This window comes from Pseudonocardia sp. Ae717_Ps2, assembly GCF_001932475.1.
Taxonomy (GTDB): Bacteria; Actinomycetota; Actinomycetes; order Mycobacteriales; family Pseudonocardiaceae; genus Pseudonocardia.
On record NZ_MCIS01000001.1, the window covers coordinates 1,475,783 to 1,491,713 of the forward strand.

The 15,931-nt window shown below is 75.2% G+C and carries 14 protein-coding genes, 1 pseudogene and 1 riboswitch; of the genes and pseudogenes, 10 read left to right on the forward strand and 5 right to left on the reverse strand.

Annotated features, from left to right (window positions below; all coding sequences use genetic code 11):
• Positions 1 to 2: 2 nt before the first annotated feature.
• Positions 3 to 683, forward strand: coding sequence for a hypothetical protein (locus Ae717Ps2_RS07130; RefSeq protein ID WP_075311346.1), 681 nt, complete (start codon positions 3 to 5; stop codon positions 681 to 683).
• A gap of 4 nt (positions 684 to 687) precedes the next feature.
• On the opposite strand, the gene Ae717Ps2_RS07135 is transcribed toward Ae717Ps2_RS07130, so the two are convergent.
• Positions 688 to 1,560, reverse strand: coding sequence for a MaoC family dehydratase (locus Ae717Ps2_RS07135; protein ID WP_075311348.1), 873 nt, complete (start codon positions 1,558 to 1,560; stop codon positions 688 to 690).
• A gap of 126 nt (positions 1,561 to 1,686) precedes the next feature.
• Here Ae717Ps2_RS07135 and rsfS point away from each other — a divergent pair, with 126 nt between their 5' ends.
• The 7 genes and pseudogenes from rsfS to Ae717Ps2_RS40255 form a co-directional block, all read left to right on the forward strand.
• Positions 1,687 to 2,070, forward strand: a complete 384-nt coding sequence (gene rsfS, locus Ae717Ps2_RS07140) for a ribosome silencing factor (protein ID WP_020625811.1) — start codon at positions 1,687 to 1,689, stop codon at positions 2,068 to 2,070.
• Positions 2,067 to 2,687 (forward strand): histidine phosphatase family protein, encoded by a 621-nt coding sequence (locus Ae717Ps2_RS07145; protein WP_075311350.1) that lies wholly within the window; start codon positions 2,067 to 2,069, stop codon positions 2,685 to 2,687. The genes rsfS and Ae717Ps2_RS07145 overlap by 4 nt, the downstream gene beginning before the upstream one ends.
• Complete coding sequence (gene octT / locus Ae717Ps2_RS35985; protein ID WP_139318971.1) at positions 2,680 to 3,411, forward strand: diglucosylglycerate octanoyltransferase; 732 nt, start codon at positions 2,680 to 2,682, stop codon at positions 3,409 to 3,411. The genes Ae717Ps2_RS07145 and octT overlap by 8 nt, the downstream gene beginning before the upstream one ends.
• On the forward strand, positions 3,408 to 4,850 hold the full coding sequence (locus tag Ae717Ps2_RS07155) for an FGGY-family carbohydrate kinase (protein WP_139318972.1): 1,443 nt from the start codon (positions 3,408 to 3,410) through the stop codon (positions 4,848 to 4,850). The genes octT and Ae717Ps2_RS07155 overlap by 4 nt, the downstream gene beginning before the upstream one ends.
• A 9-nt stretch (positions 4,851 to 4,859) precedes the next feature.
• Positions 4,860 to 5,714, forward strand: a complete 855-nt coding sequence (locus Ae717Ps2_RS07160; RefSeq protein ID WP_075311352.1) for a DegV family protein — start codon at positions 4,860 to 4,862, stop codon at positions 5,712 to 5,714.
• Positions 5,715 to 5,948: 234 nt separating this feature from the next.
• On the forward strand, positions 5,949 to 7,232 hold the full coding sequence (locus Ae717Ps2_RS40250; protein WP_337819493.1) for a helix-hairpin-helix domain-containing protein: 1,284 nt from the start codon (positions 5,949 to 5,951) through the stop codon (positions 7,230 to 7,232).
• Positions 7,233 to 7,825: 593 nt separating this feature from the next.
• Positions 7,826 to 9,448: pseudogene (locus Ae717Ps2_RS40255) on the forward strand (ComEC/Rec2 family competence protein); the annotation flags it as partial.
• 243 nt (positions 9,449 to 9,691) lie between these two features.
• Here Ae717Ps2_RS40255 and thrC read toward each other — a convergent pair.
• A complete protein-coding gene (thrC, locus tag Ae717Ps2_RS07180) occupies positions 9,692 to 10,960 on the reverse strand; it encodes a threonine synthase (RefSeq protein WP_043280683.1) in 1,269 nt (422 codons plus the stop codon).
• Between the two features lie 6 nt (positions 10,961 to 10,966).
• Positions 10,967 to 11,120: riboswitch (SAM riboswitch) on the reverse strand.
• Between the two features lie 140 nt (positions 11,121 to 11,260).
• Between thrC and holA the strand changes: the two genes are divergently transcribed.
• On the forward strand, positions 11,261 to 12,229 hold the full coding sequence (holA, locus tag Ae717Ps2_RS07185) for a DNA polymerase III subunit delta (protein WP_020626284.1): 969 nt from the start codon (positions 11,261 to 11,263) through the stop codon (positions 12,227 to 12,229).
• A gap of 113 nt (positions 12,230 to 12,342) precedes the next feature.
• Here holA and rpsT read toward each other — a convergent pair whose 3' ends face one another.
• Together rpsT and cynS are read right to left on the reverse strand one after the other, a co-directional pair.
• Entirely contained in the window at positions 12,343 to 12,606 is a 264-nt protein-coding gene (rpsT, locus tag Ae717Ps2_RS07190) for a 30S ribosomal protein S20 (protein WP_020626283.1), read from the reverse strand.
• 170 nt (positions 12,607 to 12,776) lie between these two features.
• Entirely contained in the window at positions 12,777 to 13,241 is a 465-nt protein-coding gene (gene cynS, locus Ae717Ps2_RS07195) for a cyanase (RefSeq protein ID WP_233147477.1), read from the reverse strand.
• A gap of 234 nt (positions 13,242 to 13,475) precedes the next feature.
• Here cynS and lepA point away from each other — a divergent pair, with 234 nt between their 5' ends.
• Entirely contained in the window at positions 13,476 to 15,338 is a 1,863-nt protein-coding gene (gene lepA, locus Ae717Ps2_RS07200; RefSeq protein ID WP_075311357.1) for a translation elongation factor 4, read from the forward strand.
• 85 nt (positions 15,339 to 15,423) lie between these two features.
• On the opposite strand, the gene Ae717Ps2_RS07205 is transcribed toward lepA, so the two are convergent.
• On the reverse strand, positions 15,424 to 15,852 hold the full coding sequence (locus Ae717Ps2_RS07205) for a MarR family winged helix-turn-helix transcriptional regulator (protein WP_020626280.1): 429 nt from the start codon (positions 15,850 to 15,852) through the stop codon (positions 15,424 to 15,426).
• Positions 15,853 to 15,931 lie beyond the last annotated feature (79 nt).

Sequence of the window (15,931 nt, forward strand, 5' to 3'; positions counted from 1 at the left end):
TCGTGATCGCTGTCCCCACCCCGTCGGTGGCCGGGCTGCTGCTCCGCGCGGTGCCCCAGCCCGTACGCCGGGACGCGCACGCCGCGATGCACGTCCTCGCCCCGTGGGGTGCGGTGTCAGCCCAGCTCGTCCAGGACTCCGGCGGCGGCGTCGCCGACCACGACGTGCACGTCGACGGCGATCCGGTCCACATCCCGTTCCGGGTGTCGTTCCCCTGGCCGCCGGCTGCGGTCCTCGGCCGGCTGAGCCCGCGCCGCCGCGCCGTCGTCGCCGCGTGGATGTCGCGCAGCGAGAACGCCGGGCACCGCCAGCGTGCCGTGCGCGAGCTGTTCGGCGTGCCCGAGGCGTGGGTGGTGCCGTTCGTGGTGGCGCCGTGCGGGGAGTACGTCCACGAGATCGGCACCGACGTCGACCGGTTCGTCCGCACCGAGCTGGACCGCGATCCCGGCCTCCGGGACGCCTACGCCCGGTTCGTGCGCGACAACCCCCGCTTCTTCGGCATCACCCTGCATCGCGCGGTGACCTTCCGCCAGCTGGACCACCGGTGGCCGCACCGGGACGACCCGGAGCGCAGCTACCCGCAGCTGGCGGCGCTCGACGCGCTGTCCGCCCTGGCTCGTCGGGGCGGGCGGGACCACCCGGGGTACCCGGCGCCGCCGAGTGTGACCGCGGCGCCGTCCTGAGCGCTCAGGCGGCCGGCGACGACGCGGTGCTCTCCGTGCTGATCTCCGCGCTGCCGCGGTCCAGCACCACCTCGCCGTCGACGGCGGTCCGGAACGCGACCGTGCCGCCGCCGGTGTCCCACACCGAGACGGTGAGCGACTGCCCGGGCACGACCGGCCGGGTGAACCGGGCGTCCATCGCGAGGAGGCGGCGGGGGGCGCCGCCGCAGACGGTCGCGACCAGCGCGCGGGTGGTGAACCCGTAGGTGCACATGCCGTGCAGGATCGGCTGGTCGAACCCGCCCTTCGCGGCGAACGCCGGGTCGCTGTGCAGCGGGTTGCGGTCCCCGGTGAGCCGGTACAGCAGCGCCTGGCCCGGCGTGGTCCGGTAGGTCACCTCGTGGTCGGGCGCGCGGTCGGGAACCGGGCTCGGCACGCTGTCCCCGCGGGTGCCGCCGAAGCCGCCCTCCCCGCCGAGGAACAACGTCTTCCTGCTGGTCAGCACCAGTTCCCCGGTGCTCGCGTCGACGGCATCGGCCTCGGTGCGCACCAGCGCCCCGGACCCCTTGTCCAGCACCTCGGTGACCGTCGCGGTCACCCGGACCCGTCCTTCCACCGGCAGCGGCGCGACCACCCGGAAGGCCTGCTCGGCGTGCACGACACGGGCGGCGTCCACCTCGCCCAGGTCGACCTTCGCGCCCGCGGTGACGATCTCCGCGAACGACGGCAGCACCGCCGTCCGCACGCCCGCGGTGTTCTCCGTGGTCAGCGACAGCTCGGCGGTGGGGTCCTCACCCCCCGCTCCGACGGCGATCGCGTACAGGAGCACGTCGTCCCGTGCCCACGCGAAGCTGACCGGCTCGCACTGCGTGCCCTCGAGATCGGGCGCCAGGGGCATGGGGAGTCTCCTTCGACGTTCCACCGTGAGGCGGAAACCTATCCCGCCCGGTGCCCGCCGCCCAAGTCCCCGGTGCCCGGCTGACACACTGTCGAGGTCAATCGTGGTCGTGAAGGGAACAGTGTGGTGACGGCATCACCGGAGGCGGTCGAGCTGGCGAAGGTGGCCGCGGCCGCCGCGGCCGACAAGAAGGCCGTCGACATCGTCGCGCTCGACGTGTCCGACCAGCTCGCGCTGACCGACTGCTTCGTGCTGGCGTCGGCGGCCAACGAGCGTCAGGTCCAGGCCATCGTCGACGAGGTCGAGGAGAAGCTGCGCGAGCGCGGCAGCAAGCCGACCCGGCGCGAGGGCGACAACGACAACGGCTGGGTGCTGCTGGACTTCAGCGACATCGTCGTGCACGTCATGCACACCGAGCAGCGCGGCTTCTACGGCCTGGACCGGCTCTGGAAGGACTGCCCGGCGATCGAGGTGCCCGACCCCCAGGGCGACCCGGACGGCACTGCATGACGCTGCGCCGGGTCACCCTGCTGCGGCACGGGCAGACCGAGTACAACTCCGTCGGCCGGATGCAGGGACATCTCGACACCCGGCTGACCGACGTCGGCCGCGCGCAGGCCGCGGCCGTCGCGCCGCGGCTCGCGCAGGAGCGGTTCGACCGGATCATCACCTCGGACCTGACCCGCGCCCACGACACCGCGACCGCGGTGGCCGAGGCCGTCGGGCTGCCGCTGTCGGTGGACAAGCGGCTGCGGGAGACCCACCTCGGGGACTGGCAGGGGCGCACGATCGACGAGATCGGCGTCGACGACCCGGGCGCGATCGCCGAGTGGCGGTCCGACCCGCGGTTCACCCCGCCCGGCGGCGAGTCCCGGGTCGACGTCGTCGTCCGGTCGCTGCCGGTCGTCGAGGAGCTGGACCTGGAGTACGCCGCCGACCCGGAGGACCGCTCGGTGCTGCTCGTCGCGCACGGCGGCATGATCGCCGGGATGGTGTGCGGGCTGCTCGACCTCCCGCAGTCGTCCTGGCCGGTGATCGGCGGGCTGGGCAACACGCGCTGGGCCGTCGTCGCCCGTCGTGACGACCACCCCCGCTGGCGCCTGGCGGGGTACAACATCGGTGCCTGACCTGCTGGTCGTCGGCGACTCGCTGGCCTTCCACGGACCCGAGCGACCCTGCCCGGCCGACGAGCCGCGGCTGTGGCCCAACGTCGCCGCCGCCCGGCTCGGGGGTCGTGCCGAGATCGTCGCCCGGGCCGGGTGGACCGCCCGGCACGCCTGGTCGGCGATCAGCGGGGACCCACGGGTGTGGGCGGCGCTGCCGCGGGTCGGCGCGGTCGTGCTCGGGGTGTCCGGGATGGACTCCCTGCCGTCCCTGCTGCCGACGGCGCTGCGCGAGCTGATCCCGGTGCTGCGCCCCGCCCCGCTGCGGCACACCGTCCGCACCGCCTACCGGCGTGCCCAGCCGCGGATCGCCCCGGTGCTGGCGCGGCTGCCCGGCGGGGGACCGGCGACGCTGCCGCCTCGTCTCACGGCCGCCTACCTGGAACGCTGCCGGGCCGGGGTGCACGCGCTGCGGCCCGGGCTGCCGGTGGTGGCGCTGGCCCCGTCGGTGCACCGCGCCGCCGACTACGGCCTGGCCCACCCGCACCGCGCCGCCACCGACGCCGCGGTCCGCCGCTGGGCGGCCGGCACCCCGGCCGTGACCGTGCTCGACGTGCCCGCGCTGGTCGGCGAGCACGTCCTCGGCGGACACGGCAACCCGGACGGCCTGCACTGGGGCTGGGCGGGACACTCCGCCGTCGGGGAGGCGCTGGCCGGGCTCCTGGAGCCCACGGTGGCCCGGCCGTGACCCTGCTCGGCATCGACCTGGGCACCACCTCGGTCAAGGCGGCGGTCTTCGACGACGACGGCGTCCGCGTCGCCGCGGCCCGCGCCACGCACCCGACCGCGCGTCCCGCGCCCGGCCACGCCGAGCAGCACCCGGACGACTGGTGGTCCGGGCTGACGGAGGTGGTCGGCGCGCTCGGCCCGGCACTGGCCGGGGTGACCGCCGTCGGGCTGTGCGCCCAGGTCGACACCCACCTGTTCGTCGACGGGGCCGGCGCGCCGGTGCACCCGGCGATCACCTGGCAGGACGGTCGGTGCGGCGCGGTCGCGGCGACGCTCACCGACCGGCTGTCGTCCGCGGACCGGGCCCGGCGCCGCGGTGGGACCGGCTCCGTCGACGCCTCGCACGCGGCCGCCCGCGCCGCCTGGCTCGCCGAACACCGGCCCGACGCGTGGGCCCGCGCGCGCAGGGTGCTCGCGCCCAAGGACTGGCTGCTCGAACGCCTCACCGGCACCGCAGTGGCCGATCCGCTCTCCTCGACCGGACTCCTCGACCCCGACGGCCGGTACCCGGAGTGGCTCGACCTGCTCGTCCCCGGGTTGCGCTCGATGCCGGCGCCCCTGGCCGACCCGGCGTCGGTCGCGGGGGAGACCACCGGCGCGGGCGGGCTCCCGGCCGGGCTGCCCGTCGCCGTCGGGACGATGGACGCCTGGGCGGCGCTGCTCGGCGGCGGGATCGCCGCCCCCGGCGACGCGATCGACATCGCGGGCACCTCGGAGGTCCTGGCCCTCGCCGCGGCGCCCGGCGGCGGCGCCCCGGGGATCGTCACGTTCCCGCCGTGGCGCGGGCTGCACGTGCACGCAGGACCCACCCAGGCCGGCGGCGACGCGCTGACCTGGGCGTCCGCGGTGCTGGGCGTCGCACCGGCCGAGCTGCTGGCCCGGGCCGCCGATGCCGAACCGGGGCGGGTGCTGTTCCTGCCCCAGCTCGCCGGGGAACGGGCCCCGCTGTGGGACCCCGACCTGCGCGGGCACTGGCTCGGCGCGAGCTTCGCCACCGGGTCCGCCGAGCTGGGCCGCGCCGTGCTGGAGGGGGTCGCGCACGCCGCCCGGCACGTCCTGGGCCCGCTGGAGTCGGCCGCCGGCCGCCGCCCCGAGACCATCGCCGCCTGTGGCGGTGGCGCGGCGAGCGACCTCTGGTGCCAGATCAAGGCCGACGTGCTGGACCGGCCGCTGCGCCGCACCGCCGAACGCGACGCCGGGGTGCTCGGCGCGGCGATGCTCGCCGCGCTCGCGACCGGCCGGGCCGCCTCGGTCGGTGAGCTCGCCGGACGGATGGTGCGGGTCGACCGCGAGTTCACCCCCGACCCGCGCACCCGCGGCCGCCTGGACGACGCGCACGGCCGCTACCTCGCCGCGCAGCGGGCACTGGCACCGCTGTTCCGCCCGCCGGGTGGATAGGGTCCGGCCGTGCCCCCCTCGCCGGTCGCCGTGGTCACCGACTCCACCGCACACCTGCCGCCCGGCGTCGCGGAACGGCGCGGCATCCACGTCGTCCCGCTGGAGGTCCGGCTCGGCGAGCGCACCGCCCGCGACGGTGTCGACGTCTCCGCCGCCGAGCTGATCGTCGCGCTCGCCGACCGCACCCTGCTCGTGCAGACCTCGCGCCCGACCCCGGCCGCGTTCGCCGAGCGCTTCACCGCCCTGCTCGACGACGGCGTCCCCGCCGTCGTGGCCGTGCACCTGTCGCGCGCGCTGTCCGGCACCTGGGACGCGGCCCGGCTCGCCGCGCAGGAGGTCGCCCCGGACCGGATCCGGGTCGTCGACTCCGGTGCCATCGCGATGGGCCTCGGCTTCGCCGTGCTCGCCGCCGCCGACGCCGCCGGAGCCGGCGCCACCGCCGACGACGTCGAGGCCGTGGCCGGCGCCGTCGCCGCACGGGCACGGGTCTTGTTCGCGGTGCAGGACCTGGAGCGGCTGCGCCGCGGCGGCCGGATCGGCGCCGCGTCCGCGCTGATGGGCACGGCCCTGTCGGTCAAGCCGATCCTGCACCTGCGCGACGGCCGGATCGCGCCGCTGGAGAAGGTGCGGACGACCTCGCGCGCGACCGAACGGCTCGTCGCGCTCGCCGTCGCCGAGGCGGGTCCGGGCGCACACCTCGCCGTGCACCACCTCGGCGCCGAGGACCGGGCCGAGGACATCGCCGACCGGCTGCGCGAACAGCTGCCCGACGCCGCCGAGGTGCACGTCTCCGAGGTCGGCGCGGTGATTGGGGCGCACGTGGGAGCCGGTCTGGTGGGGATCGTGGTGGTGCCCGCCGTCTGACCGCCGGGCGATGATCTCTCGGGTCGTCGCGCGAGGCCGTCGGATGCTCCGGGTGACGCCGACATGCCCGGCTCTCGCCCCGGGCCGACAGGCCCCGCCGGTGTGTAGCACGGACCGCCGACGATCCGGCCGCGCCGTGGCCCACGGCAGCGCATCGGTCCCCAATCGATCGATCCGTCCACAGGCCCGGCATCGGCCGGTCGGAACGGGGGTGGCGCACCTAGCGTCGGGTGCGTGACCAGGACCGACGCCTCCCTCGACCCGGCCCGGCGGCTCGCCGGGATCGGGACGCGCGGGCGGGTGGACGCGGTCGCGGACCGGCTCGATCCCCCGACCGTCCCGTTGCCCGCGCTGCCGGTGGCTCCCGGCGCGTCCGGACCACGTCCCGGATCACCGCCCGCCCACGGACCGGGCGCCGTCGGGCCGCCCCCGCCGCGCGCCCACCGCGCTGCCGGGCCGCCCGTGGCGGCGCCGTCCGCGTCCCGGCCCGGCACCTGGCCCGGTGCGACGCCCCTCCGGCACGACCCCGCCACCCTGCACGGCGCGACACCGGGCCGGCCCGATTCCGCCGCCCCGCACGGGCCGGAACCGGTGTGGACCGCCGATCCCTCCGCCACGCACCGCGGAGCGACCGGCCCCGTCGCGCCGGAGGAGCCGGCACCGGTGTGGACCGCCGACCCCGATGCCGGCCACCCCCTGGCCCTGCTGGCCCGGGACGACCCCGCACCGTCCGAGGAGCTCGGCGACGACGTCCCGCACGGCGGGCGGCCGTCGTGGCTGCGCCGCCGAGCCCAGCGGTGGCTGCCGCCGTCGCTGGCCGGGGCGCGGGTGGACCCGGGCCGCCCCGGTGCGCTCGCGCTGGTGGCGGTGGTGCTCGCCGGGGCGCTGGTCGCCGGGGTGGGGGTGTGGCTCGACCGTCCCACCGTGCAGCCCGTCGGCGGCCTGCCCGAGGTGACGGCGGTGCCCGGTGGGGCGGCGACGGGGGAGACGGACCGGTCCGCGGGTCCTGGTGGGCCGGCGCCCGTCGCGGCGGCACCGGTCACCGCGGGGCCGCTCGTCGTGAGCGTCGTCGGGCGGGTCGCCCGGCCCGGTCTCGTCCGGGTCCCCGACGGCGCACGCGTCGCCGACGCCCTCGACGCCGCGGGCGGCGCGCTGCCCGAGGTCGACCTCGGCGCGCTGAACCTGGCCCGCCGCCTCGGCGACGGGGAGCAGATCGCGGTCGGCGTCCCACCGGCGCCCGACGCCGCCCCGGTCCTGCCCGCCCCGGGCTCCGAGCCGGCGTCGGGCGCCGAACCGGGCGCGGCCGCCGCACCCGCCGCACCCGGCGGGAAGATCGACCTGAACACCGCCACCCTCTCGGACCTCGACGCCCTGCCCGGCGTCGGCCCGGTCACCGCGAAGAAGATCATCGACTGGCGCAGCGCCAACGGGCGCTTCAGCCGGGTCGAGCAGCTGCGCGAGATCGACGGCATCGGCGAGCGCCGTTTCGCCCAGCTCCAGGAACTGGTGCGGGTGTGACCCGCGCCGGAGCCCGCCGGCCCGAACCGGTGCCCGGGGAGCGCGACGACGAGCGTGCGGAGCAGCAGGAACGTCCCGCCCCACCCGACCTGCGCCTCGTCCCGGCCGCGCTCGCCACCTGGGCCGCCGTCCTCGCCGGGCTGCTCGGCGGCACCGCGGGCGGGATCACCGCCGCCGTCCTCGCGGCGCTCGCCCTGACGGTCACGCTGCTCCGTGCCCGGACCAGCGCCCGCGCCGCGGCGCCGTCCTCGATCGTGCTCGCCGCGGCCGGGTGCGCGCTCGTCGCGGCCGTCCTGGGCACCGTCCACGCGGCCGCGCTGGCGTCGCACCCGCTGCGCGGGCCCGCCGACCGCGGCGCCGCCGCCGAGGTCCGCGTCCGGCTCACCGACGACCCCCGGATCCTGCGCAGCACCACCGGTGGTGGCGACGAGTCCGGCGCCGCCCGGGCGATGGCGCTGGTCCCCACCGAGCTCGTCACGGCCACCGTCGGTGGCGGTCGGGCGACCACCGGCGGGAAGCTCCTGCTCCTGGCCCCGGCAGCGGAGTGGACCGGGCTGCTCCCCGGTCAGGAGGTCTCCGCCGCCGGGCTGCTCATGCCCGCACAGCGTCCCGACCTCACGGTCGCCGTGCTGAAGGTCCGCGGCGCACCGCAGGACGTGACCGCGCCGCCGTGGTGGCAGACCGGGGCCGGGGCCCTGCGCGACGGCCTGCGCGACGCGGCGGTCGCCGCACTGCCCGAGGCACCGGCGGGGCTGCTGCCCGGGCTCGCGATCGGGGACACCCGCGCCCAGCTCGCCGAGACCGAGCAGGACTTCCGGACCGCGGGGCTCGCGCACCTCACGGCCGTCTCCGGCGCCAACGTCGCGATCGTGACCGGGGCGGTGCTGCTCCTGCTGCGCCTGTTCCGGACCGACCCGCGGATCGCGGCCGCGGTGGCGATGGTCGCCCTGGTCGGGTTCGTCGTGCTGGCCCGGCCGTCGCCGTCGGTGCTGCGTGCGGCGGTGATGGGCGGGGTCGTGCTCATCGCGTTCGCCGCCGGCCGGGCGCGGTCCGCGGTGCCCGCGCTGGCAGTGGCCGTGCTCGGCCTGCTGCTGGCCGTCCCCGCCCTGGCCGTCGACGCGGGTTTCGTGCTGTCCGTCGTCGCCACCGGTGCGCTGGTGCTGCTCGGGCCGGGGTGGACGGCGGCGCTGCGACGGCGCGGGCTGCCGTCCGGGCCGGCCGAGGCGCTGGTCGTCCCGGTCGCCGCGGCGCTGGCCACCGCGCCGGTGATCGCCGGGCTCAACGGGGGAGTCGGGCTGGTCACCGTGGTGGCGAACCTGCTCGCGGCGCCCGCGGTCGCCCCCGCGACGGTGCTGGGCGTGCTCGGTGCGGTGCTGTCCGCGGTGAGCCCGGCCGCAGCGTGGTGCTGCGCCTGGCTGGCGGGGCCGTTCGTGTGGTGGCTGGTCGTGGTCGGGGACCGGGCCGCCGCGGTGCCCGGTGCCACGGTGCCGTGGCCCGCGGGCGCGGGCGGCGCGCTGCTGCTCACCGGGGTGCTCGTCGTGCTGCTGGCGATGGGCCGGGTGCCGCGCCTGCGGGCGCTGTTGCTGGCGCTGCTGGTCGGGCTCCTCGTCGTCCTCGTCCCGACCCGGTTCGCCCCGCCCGGCTGGCCGCCCACCGGGTGGCGGATGGTGGCCTGCGACGTGGGTCAGGGCGACGCGCTCGTCCTCGCCACCGGCACCCCGGGGCACGCCGTCCTGGTCGACACCGGGCCGACGGACGACGCCGTCGACACCTGCCTGGACCGGCTCGGGGTCCGGGTCCTGGAGCTCGTGGTGATCACCCACTTCCACGCCGACCACGACGGCGGCCTCGCCGGCGCGCTGCGCGGTCGGGCCGCGGGCGGGATCGCCGTCGGGCCGGTGCGGGAACCGGCGTCGGGGCTGCGCGAGATCACCCGGCACGCCGAGCGGGCCGGGGCTCCGGTGGTGGGGCTCGTTCGCGGGATGGAGCTGGGGTGGCCGGAGCTGCGCCTGCAGGTCCTCGGCCCGGTCCACCCGCCCCTGACGGTCGACGGCGGCGACGGGACGGCGGTGAACGACATCTCGCTGCTGCTGCGCGCCACCACCCCGGCCGCGACGATCCTGCTGACCGGCGACGCCGAACTGGCGGCCCAGGACGACCTGCTCCACTCCGGGGTCGACCTGCGGGCCGAGGTCCTGAAGATGCCCCACCACGGGTCCCGCAAGGTGGTCCCGGACCTGATCACCGCCGTCGCGCCGCGTGCGGCGGTGATCAGCGTCGGCAACGGCAACAGCTACCGGCACCCCAACCCGGAGCTGGTGGACCGGCTGGCCGGGGCGGGCGTCGTCGTCGCACGCACCGACCGGTCCGGTGACCTGGCCCTGACCGGCGACGACCCGGCCGGGCTGACGGTGGTCGCGCGTGGCGACCCCCGTCCGGCTCCCGGCCGGCGGGGCCGGTCAGCCCCGGTTCGCCAGCGCCTCGCGGACCGCGGAGGACGTCGACGGCACGGTCGCCGTCGGGCCGACCTCGCCGGAGACGGCGTCGAGGGTCTTGAGCCCGTCACCGGTGATCATCAGGACGGTCTCGGCGTCGGGGTCGAGCGCCCCGGCCTCGAGCAGCTTCTTGGTGGTCGCGATGGTGACCCCGCCCGCGGTCTCGGCGAACACGCCCTCGGTGCGGGCCAGGAGCCGGATGCCGGCGACGACCTCCTCGTCGGACACGTGCCCGACCGAGCCGCCGGTGCGGCGCACCGAGTCGAGGACGTACGGACCGTCGGCCGGGTTGCCGATCGCCAGCGAGCGCGCGATGGTGTCCGGCTTCTGCGGCTGGATCACGTCGTGACCGGCCTCGAAGGCCCGCGCGACCGGCGAGCAGCCGGTGGCCTGGGCACCGAACACGGTGTACGGGGTGGGCTCGACCAGACCCAGGGTGCCGAGCTCGGTGAACCCCTTGTCGATCTTGGTGAGCTGGGAGCCGGATGCGACCGGGACGACCACCTGCTGCGGGAGCCGCCAGCCGAGCTGCTCGGCGACCTCGTAGCCCAGGGTCTTCGAGCCCTCGGCGTAGTACGGGCGGACGTTGACGTTCACGAACGCCCAGTCCTCGTGCTCGGCGGCCAGCTCGGTGGCGAGCCGGTTGACGTCGTCGTAGTTGCCGTCGACGGCGAGCAGGGTGCCGCCGTAGACCGCGGTGGTGACGATCTTCGCCTGCTCCAGGGAGGACGGGACCAGCACGACCGAGTCCCAGCCGGCGCGGGCGGCCGCGGCGGCCACGGCGTTGGCGAGGTTGCCCGTGGAGGGGCAGCACAGCACCGAGAAGCCGAGCTCACGGGCGGCGGCGAGCGCGACGGCGACGACGCGGTCCTTGAACGAGTGCGTCGGGTTGCCCGTGTCGTCCTTGATCCAGATCTTGCGGACGCCGAGCGCGCGGGCCAGGTTGTCGGCCTCGATCAGCCGGGTCAGGCCGGGCTCGGTGTTCGCGTGCTGCTCGACGGTCGAGGGGACCGGCAGCAGGTCCTTGTAGCGCCAGATCGACTTCGGGCCGGCCTCGATGGAGGCGCGGGTGACCGTCGGGAAGTCGTAGGCCACCTCGAGGGGGCCGAAACAGCGCGGACACGCGAACTCCGCGGCGAGCGGGGTCTCGTGGCGGCACTCGCGGCACGCGAGAGCGCGCGCGGAGCCCAGGTCGTAGGCAGAGGTGGTTTCGGGCGCAGCAGTGAGAGTCACGAGATCTCCTCATCTGTCCCGCCGGAGGTGGCGGGCCGGAATTGGCACCGTGTTCGTCGACGTCCTCGCCGCGCGGAAGGCGCAGGTCTGGGCGGATCGTCGTGCGACGCCGGTTGCCGGGGCTTCAACGGGCCGTTCCCTCTGCCCCTCTGGATGAGCCATATGCGGTTGTGGTGCTCCGGACGCCGAGCGCCGGAATCGACGACGACGGTACGCGAACGGGGCACCGCACCGCCAGACGAGGTCGTCGTGCCGGGACGCGGCTCACCCGTTGTCGGGGGTGTGGGCCACCATGGGGGTGTGAGCAGCACGAGCGAACCGGGCCCGCTGCAGCTGGTCGTCGGGGACGAGGAGTTCCTGGCCGAGCGGGCGGTGTCCGACCTGGTCCGGCGCGCCCGGCAGCGCGATCCGGAGACCGAGCTGCGCCGCTTCCGCACCTCCGAGGTGGCACCCGGCGAGCTCGCCGGGCACCTCAGCCCCTCGCTCTTCGCGGAGGGCAGGGTGATCGTGCTCACTCATGGCCAGGATGCGAACAAGGACATGACCGCCGCCCTCGCCGACTACGTGAAGGACCCGGCCGACGGGATCGTGCTGGTGGTCCAGCACGCCGGGGGGGCGAAGGGCAAGGCGGTCCTGGACCTGATGCGCAAGGCCGGGGCGCACACCGTCACCTGCAACCGCATCACCCGCGCCGACGAGCGGTCGGACTTCGTGCGCGACGAGGTGCGTCGCCACGGCGGCACCATCACTCCCGGTGCGCTCGCGGTACTGGTCGAGGCGGTCGGGTCGGACCTGCGGGAGCTGGCGGCTGCGGCCGGGCAGCTCGTCGCGGACACCGGCGGCGCCGTGGACGAGGCCGGGGTGCGGCGCTACCACCGCGGCCGGGCCGAGTCCTCCGGCTTCGCGGTGGCCGACGCGGCGGTCGCGGGGGACCGGCGGGCGGCGATGGAGGCGCTGCGGTGGGCGCTGGTGCTCGGTGTCCCGCACGTCCTGATCGCCGACGCGCTCGCGGACTCGGTGCGCACCCTGGCCAAGGTCGGCTCGGCCGGGCGGGGCGACCCGAACCGGCTGGCCGGTGAGCTGGGCATGCCTCCGTGGAAGATCCGTAAGGCCCAACAGACGGTCCGGCAGTGGCGTCCGGAGCAGCTCGCCGTCGCCATCGCGGCGACCGCCCGGGTGAACGCCGACGTCAAGGGCGTCGCCGCGGACGCGGGGTACGCGTTGGAGCGGGCCGTGCTGGCGGTCGTGTCCGCCCGCACCCCGCGCTGAGCCCCGCGCCCGCAGCACGCGCACGGGCTCCGGCCCGGGGGCACGACAGGTCCGGAAACACGACGACGGCGCCACCCCGATGGGGCGGCGCCGTCGTGGGGAACCGGGGTGGCTCAGGCCTGGACGTCGTTGAGACGCTTGGCCAGGGCCGACTTGCGGTTCGCTGCCTGGTTCTTGTGGATGACGCCCTTGCCGGCCGCCTTGTCGAGGGCCTTGGCCGCCTTGCGCTGCAGCTCCACGACGTTGTCGGCGCCGGAGTCGGCGGCCTCGCGGAAGTGGCGGATCGCGGTCTTGACCGACGACTTCACCGACTTGTTGCGCTGCCGGCGCTTCTCGTTGGTCTTGACACGCTTGATCTGCGACTTGATGTTGGCCACGTCTGCCTCTGGTCTTCCTGCCTGCTGGTCGGCTGGTCTTGTGTACGTCCGGGTCCGCTCCGGCGGCACCGAACAGCATCACTGGAGAGAGGGTCCAGGCCGTTTCGGGCGAGCACGCCGAGCGCTCGACGCACAAGGTTACCAGCGGCGTCCTCGCCCCCTGTTCCGGGTCACCAGACGCGGTAGGGCAGGAACTTCCCGTTCAGCGTGATCACGGCCCGGTCGGCCTTCGGGTCGGCGACGCGCTGCAGGTCCAGCTCGAAGTCGATCGCGGACACGATGCCGTCGCCGAACTCCTCGCGGACCAGCTCGGAGATCGTCGTGCCGTACACCTGCACCATCTCCGAGAGGCGGTAGACCAGCGGGTCGGTGAGGTCCACCGCGGCCGCGCCGCGCTCCGGCGGGAGGGTGAGGGCGTCGACGACGTCGTCGTCCAGGTCCAGCAGGGAGCCTGCGGCCTCGGCCTGCTCGCGGGTCAGCGTCTGCTGCCCGAGCAGGGCCGAGGTGGACCACTCCAGCGAGCGGCCCAGTGCCTCGGCGATCTTGTCCCAGGTCAGGCCCAGCTTCTTCTTCCGGGCGAGCACGACACGCGCCGCGCTCAGCCGGTCGAGCGGGGGGACGGGGGTGACCGACACGGTGACTCCTCCGGGTTGGGGACTGGGCTCCTGGCCGTTCGATCGTGCGCGATCGGCCGCGTCGGGGCAACGCGGGGACGCCCGGCGTGAACAGCGTGTGACGACCTGCGGTGCCACCACGGCGGCCGCCCGGCCCGACATGGGACGATGGGTCCCAGTGCCCCGAGCCCCGAGTGCCCTGAGCACCCGAAGTGCCCGAAGCCCCACGCATGAGCGAAAGCCGAGTACAGCCGAGTGACGACGTACGCCGACCGCACGTTCACCCCGCCGGAGCGCATCCGGAACTTCTGCATCATCGCCCACATCGACCACGGGAAGTCGACCCTGGCCGACCGGATGCTGCAGGTCACGGGGGTACTGAGCGATCGTGACGCCCGGGCCCAGTACCTGGACCGGATGGACATCGAGCGCGAGCGCGGCATCACGATCAAGGCGCAGAACGTCCGGCTGCCGTGGACCGCGAAGAACGCCGACGGCGTCGAGACCGAGCACGTGCTGCATCTGATCGACACCCCGGGCCACGTCGACTTCACCTACGAGGTGTCCCGGGCGCTCGAGGCGTGCGAGGGCGCGATCCTGCTGGTCGACGCCGCGCAGGGGATCGAGGCGCAGACCCTGGCCAACCTGTACCTGGCCATGGAGAAGGACCTGCACATCATCCCGGTCCTCAACAAGATCGACCTGCCTGCCGCGGACCCGGAGCGCTACGCCGCGGAGATCGCGCACATCACCGGCTGCGAGCCGGAGGACGTGCTGCGGTGCAGCGCGAAGACCGGTGAGGGTGTGGAGGCGGTGCTCGACGCCGTCATCGCCCAGGTCCCCGCCCCGGTCGGCGACGCCGACGCGCCCGCCCGGGCGATGATCTTCGACTCGGTCTACGACACCTACCGCGGCGTCATCACCTACATCCGCGTCGTCGACGGGAAGCTCTCGCCGCGCGAGAAGATCAAGATGATGTCCACCGGCGCCGAGCACGAGCTGCTCGAGATCGGCATCGTCTCCCCGGAGCCCAAACCGTCCGACGGCCTCGGCGTCGGCGAGGTCGGCTACCTCATCACCGGGGTGAAGGACGTCCGCCAGTCCAAGGTCGGCGACACCGTCACCTCCAAGCGCAACGGGGCCACCGACCCGCTGACCGGCTACCGCGAGCCGCAGCCGATGGTCTACTCCGGGCTCTACCCGATCGACGGGTCGCAGTACCCCGACCTGCGCGAGGCGCTGGACAAGCTGCAGCTCAACGACGCCGCCCTCACCTACGAGCCGGAGACCTCGGCCGCGCTCGGCTTCGGCTTCCGCTGCGGCTTCCTCGGCCTGCTGCACCTGGAGATCACCCGCGAGCGCCTCGAGCGCGAGTTCGACCTCGACCTGATCTCCACCGCGCCCAACGTCGTCTACCAGGTCACCACCGACGACGGCGAGGAGATCGAGGTGACCAACCCCAGCGACTGGCCGGTGGGCAAGGTCGCCGAGGTCCGCGAGCCGATCACCAAGATCACCATCCTGGCGCCGTCGGAGTTCGTCGGCACCATCATGGAGCTGTGCCAGAGCCGGCGCGGCCAGCTCGGCGGGATGGACTACCTGTCCGAGACCCGCGTCGAGCTGCGCTACACGATGCCGCTCGGTGAGATCATCTTCGACTTCTTCGACAACCTGAAGTCGCGCACCCGCGGCTACGCCAGCCTCGACTACGAGGAGGCCGGCGAGCAGGTCGCCGACCTGGTCAAGGTCGACATCCTGCTGCAGGGCGAGGCCGTCGACGCGTTCTCCGCGATCGTGCACAAGGAGTCGGCGTACTCCTACGGCACCTCGATGGCGACCAAGCTCCGCGAGCTCATCCCGCGCCAGCAGTTCGAGGTGCCGATCCAGGCCGCCGTCGGCGCCCGGATCATCGCCCGCGAGACGATCCGCGCGATCCGCAAGGACGTCCTCGCCAAGTGCTACGGCGGCGACATCTCCCGCAAGCGCAAGCTGCTGGAGAAGCAGAAGGAGGGCAAGAAGCGGATGAAGACGATCGGCCGCGTCGACGTCCCGCAGGAGGCCTTCGTCGCCGCGCTGTCCACCGGGGGCGGTACGGCCACCGAGAAGCCCAAGAAGTAGCCCCGGACGCGAAGCGGGCCCGACTCCCAGCGGGGGAGTCGGGCCCGACGTGTACGTGGTGGGGGGCGGGGAGCGCGGGGGCCGCTTACATGGCCAGGCCTGCCCGGGGGCCGGGGATCGGCCCGTCGCACGGCGCGGGCCGGGCGGCGGGGGCACGGCGCGGCGACAGGATGCGCTGCACCCGCTGGCAGACGGACTCGACGACCGTCCGTCCCTCGGCAGACAGGTGCACCAGCACACGGCGCCGGTCGAGCGGGTCGGCCGACCGGTAGGCCAGCTTCTTCTCGACGAGGCGGTCCACGATCCGGGTGGCCGTGGGGGCGGGCAGCGACGTGTGTCCCGCGACCTCGCCCATGCTGCGGCCGGTGCCGCGGGCGAGCATCAACAGGACGCGCCAGCCGTCACGGCTGACGTCCGTCGAGGACGGGTTGGTGGACAGGGCTGTGGCCACGGCGTGGTCGACCCGGTCCAGGAACTCGACGACACCCGCGGCTCCAGGCGTCGGGGCAGCCATGGTGGCAGTCCCCGACGCCCGTCGACTGAAAGGCTCGGTCACGATGACGCACTGTACTTGCCGAGCGGGCGAAATCCGA

Excerpts from the sequence above, each read along its gene's own strand:
- Ae717Ps2_RS07145 (WP_075311350.1), top strand. The coding sequence starts at position 2,067 with ATGACGCTGCGCCGGGTCACCCTGCTGCGGCACGGGCAGACCGAGTAC.
- Ae717Ps2_RS07135 (WP_075311348.1), bottom strand. The coding sequence starts at position 1,560 with ATGCCCCTGGCGCCCGATCTCGAGGGCACGCAGTGCGAGCCGGTCAGC.
- Ae717Ps2_RS07205 (WP_020626280.1), bottom strand. The coding sequence starts at position 15,852 with ATGGCTGCCCCGACGCCTGGAGCCGCGGGTGTCGTCGAGTTCCTGGAC.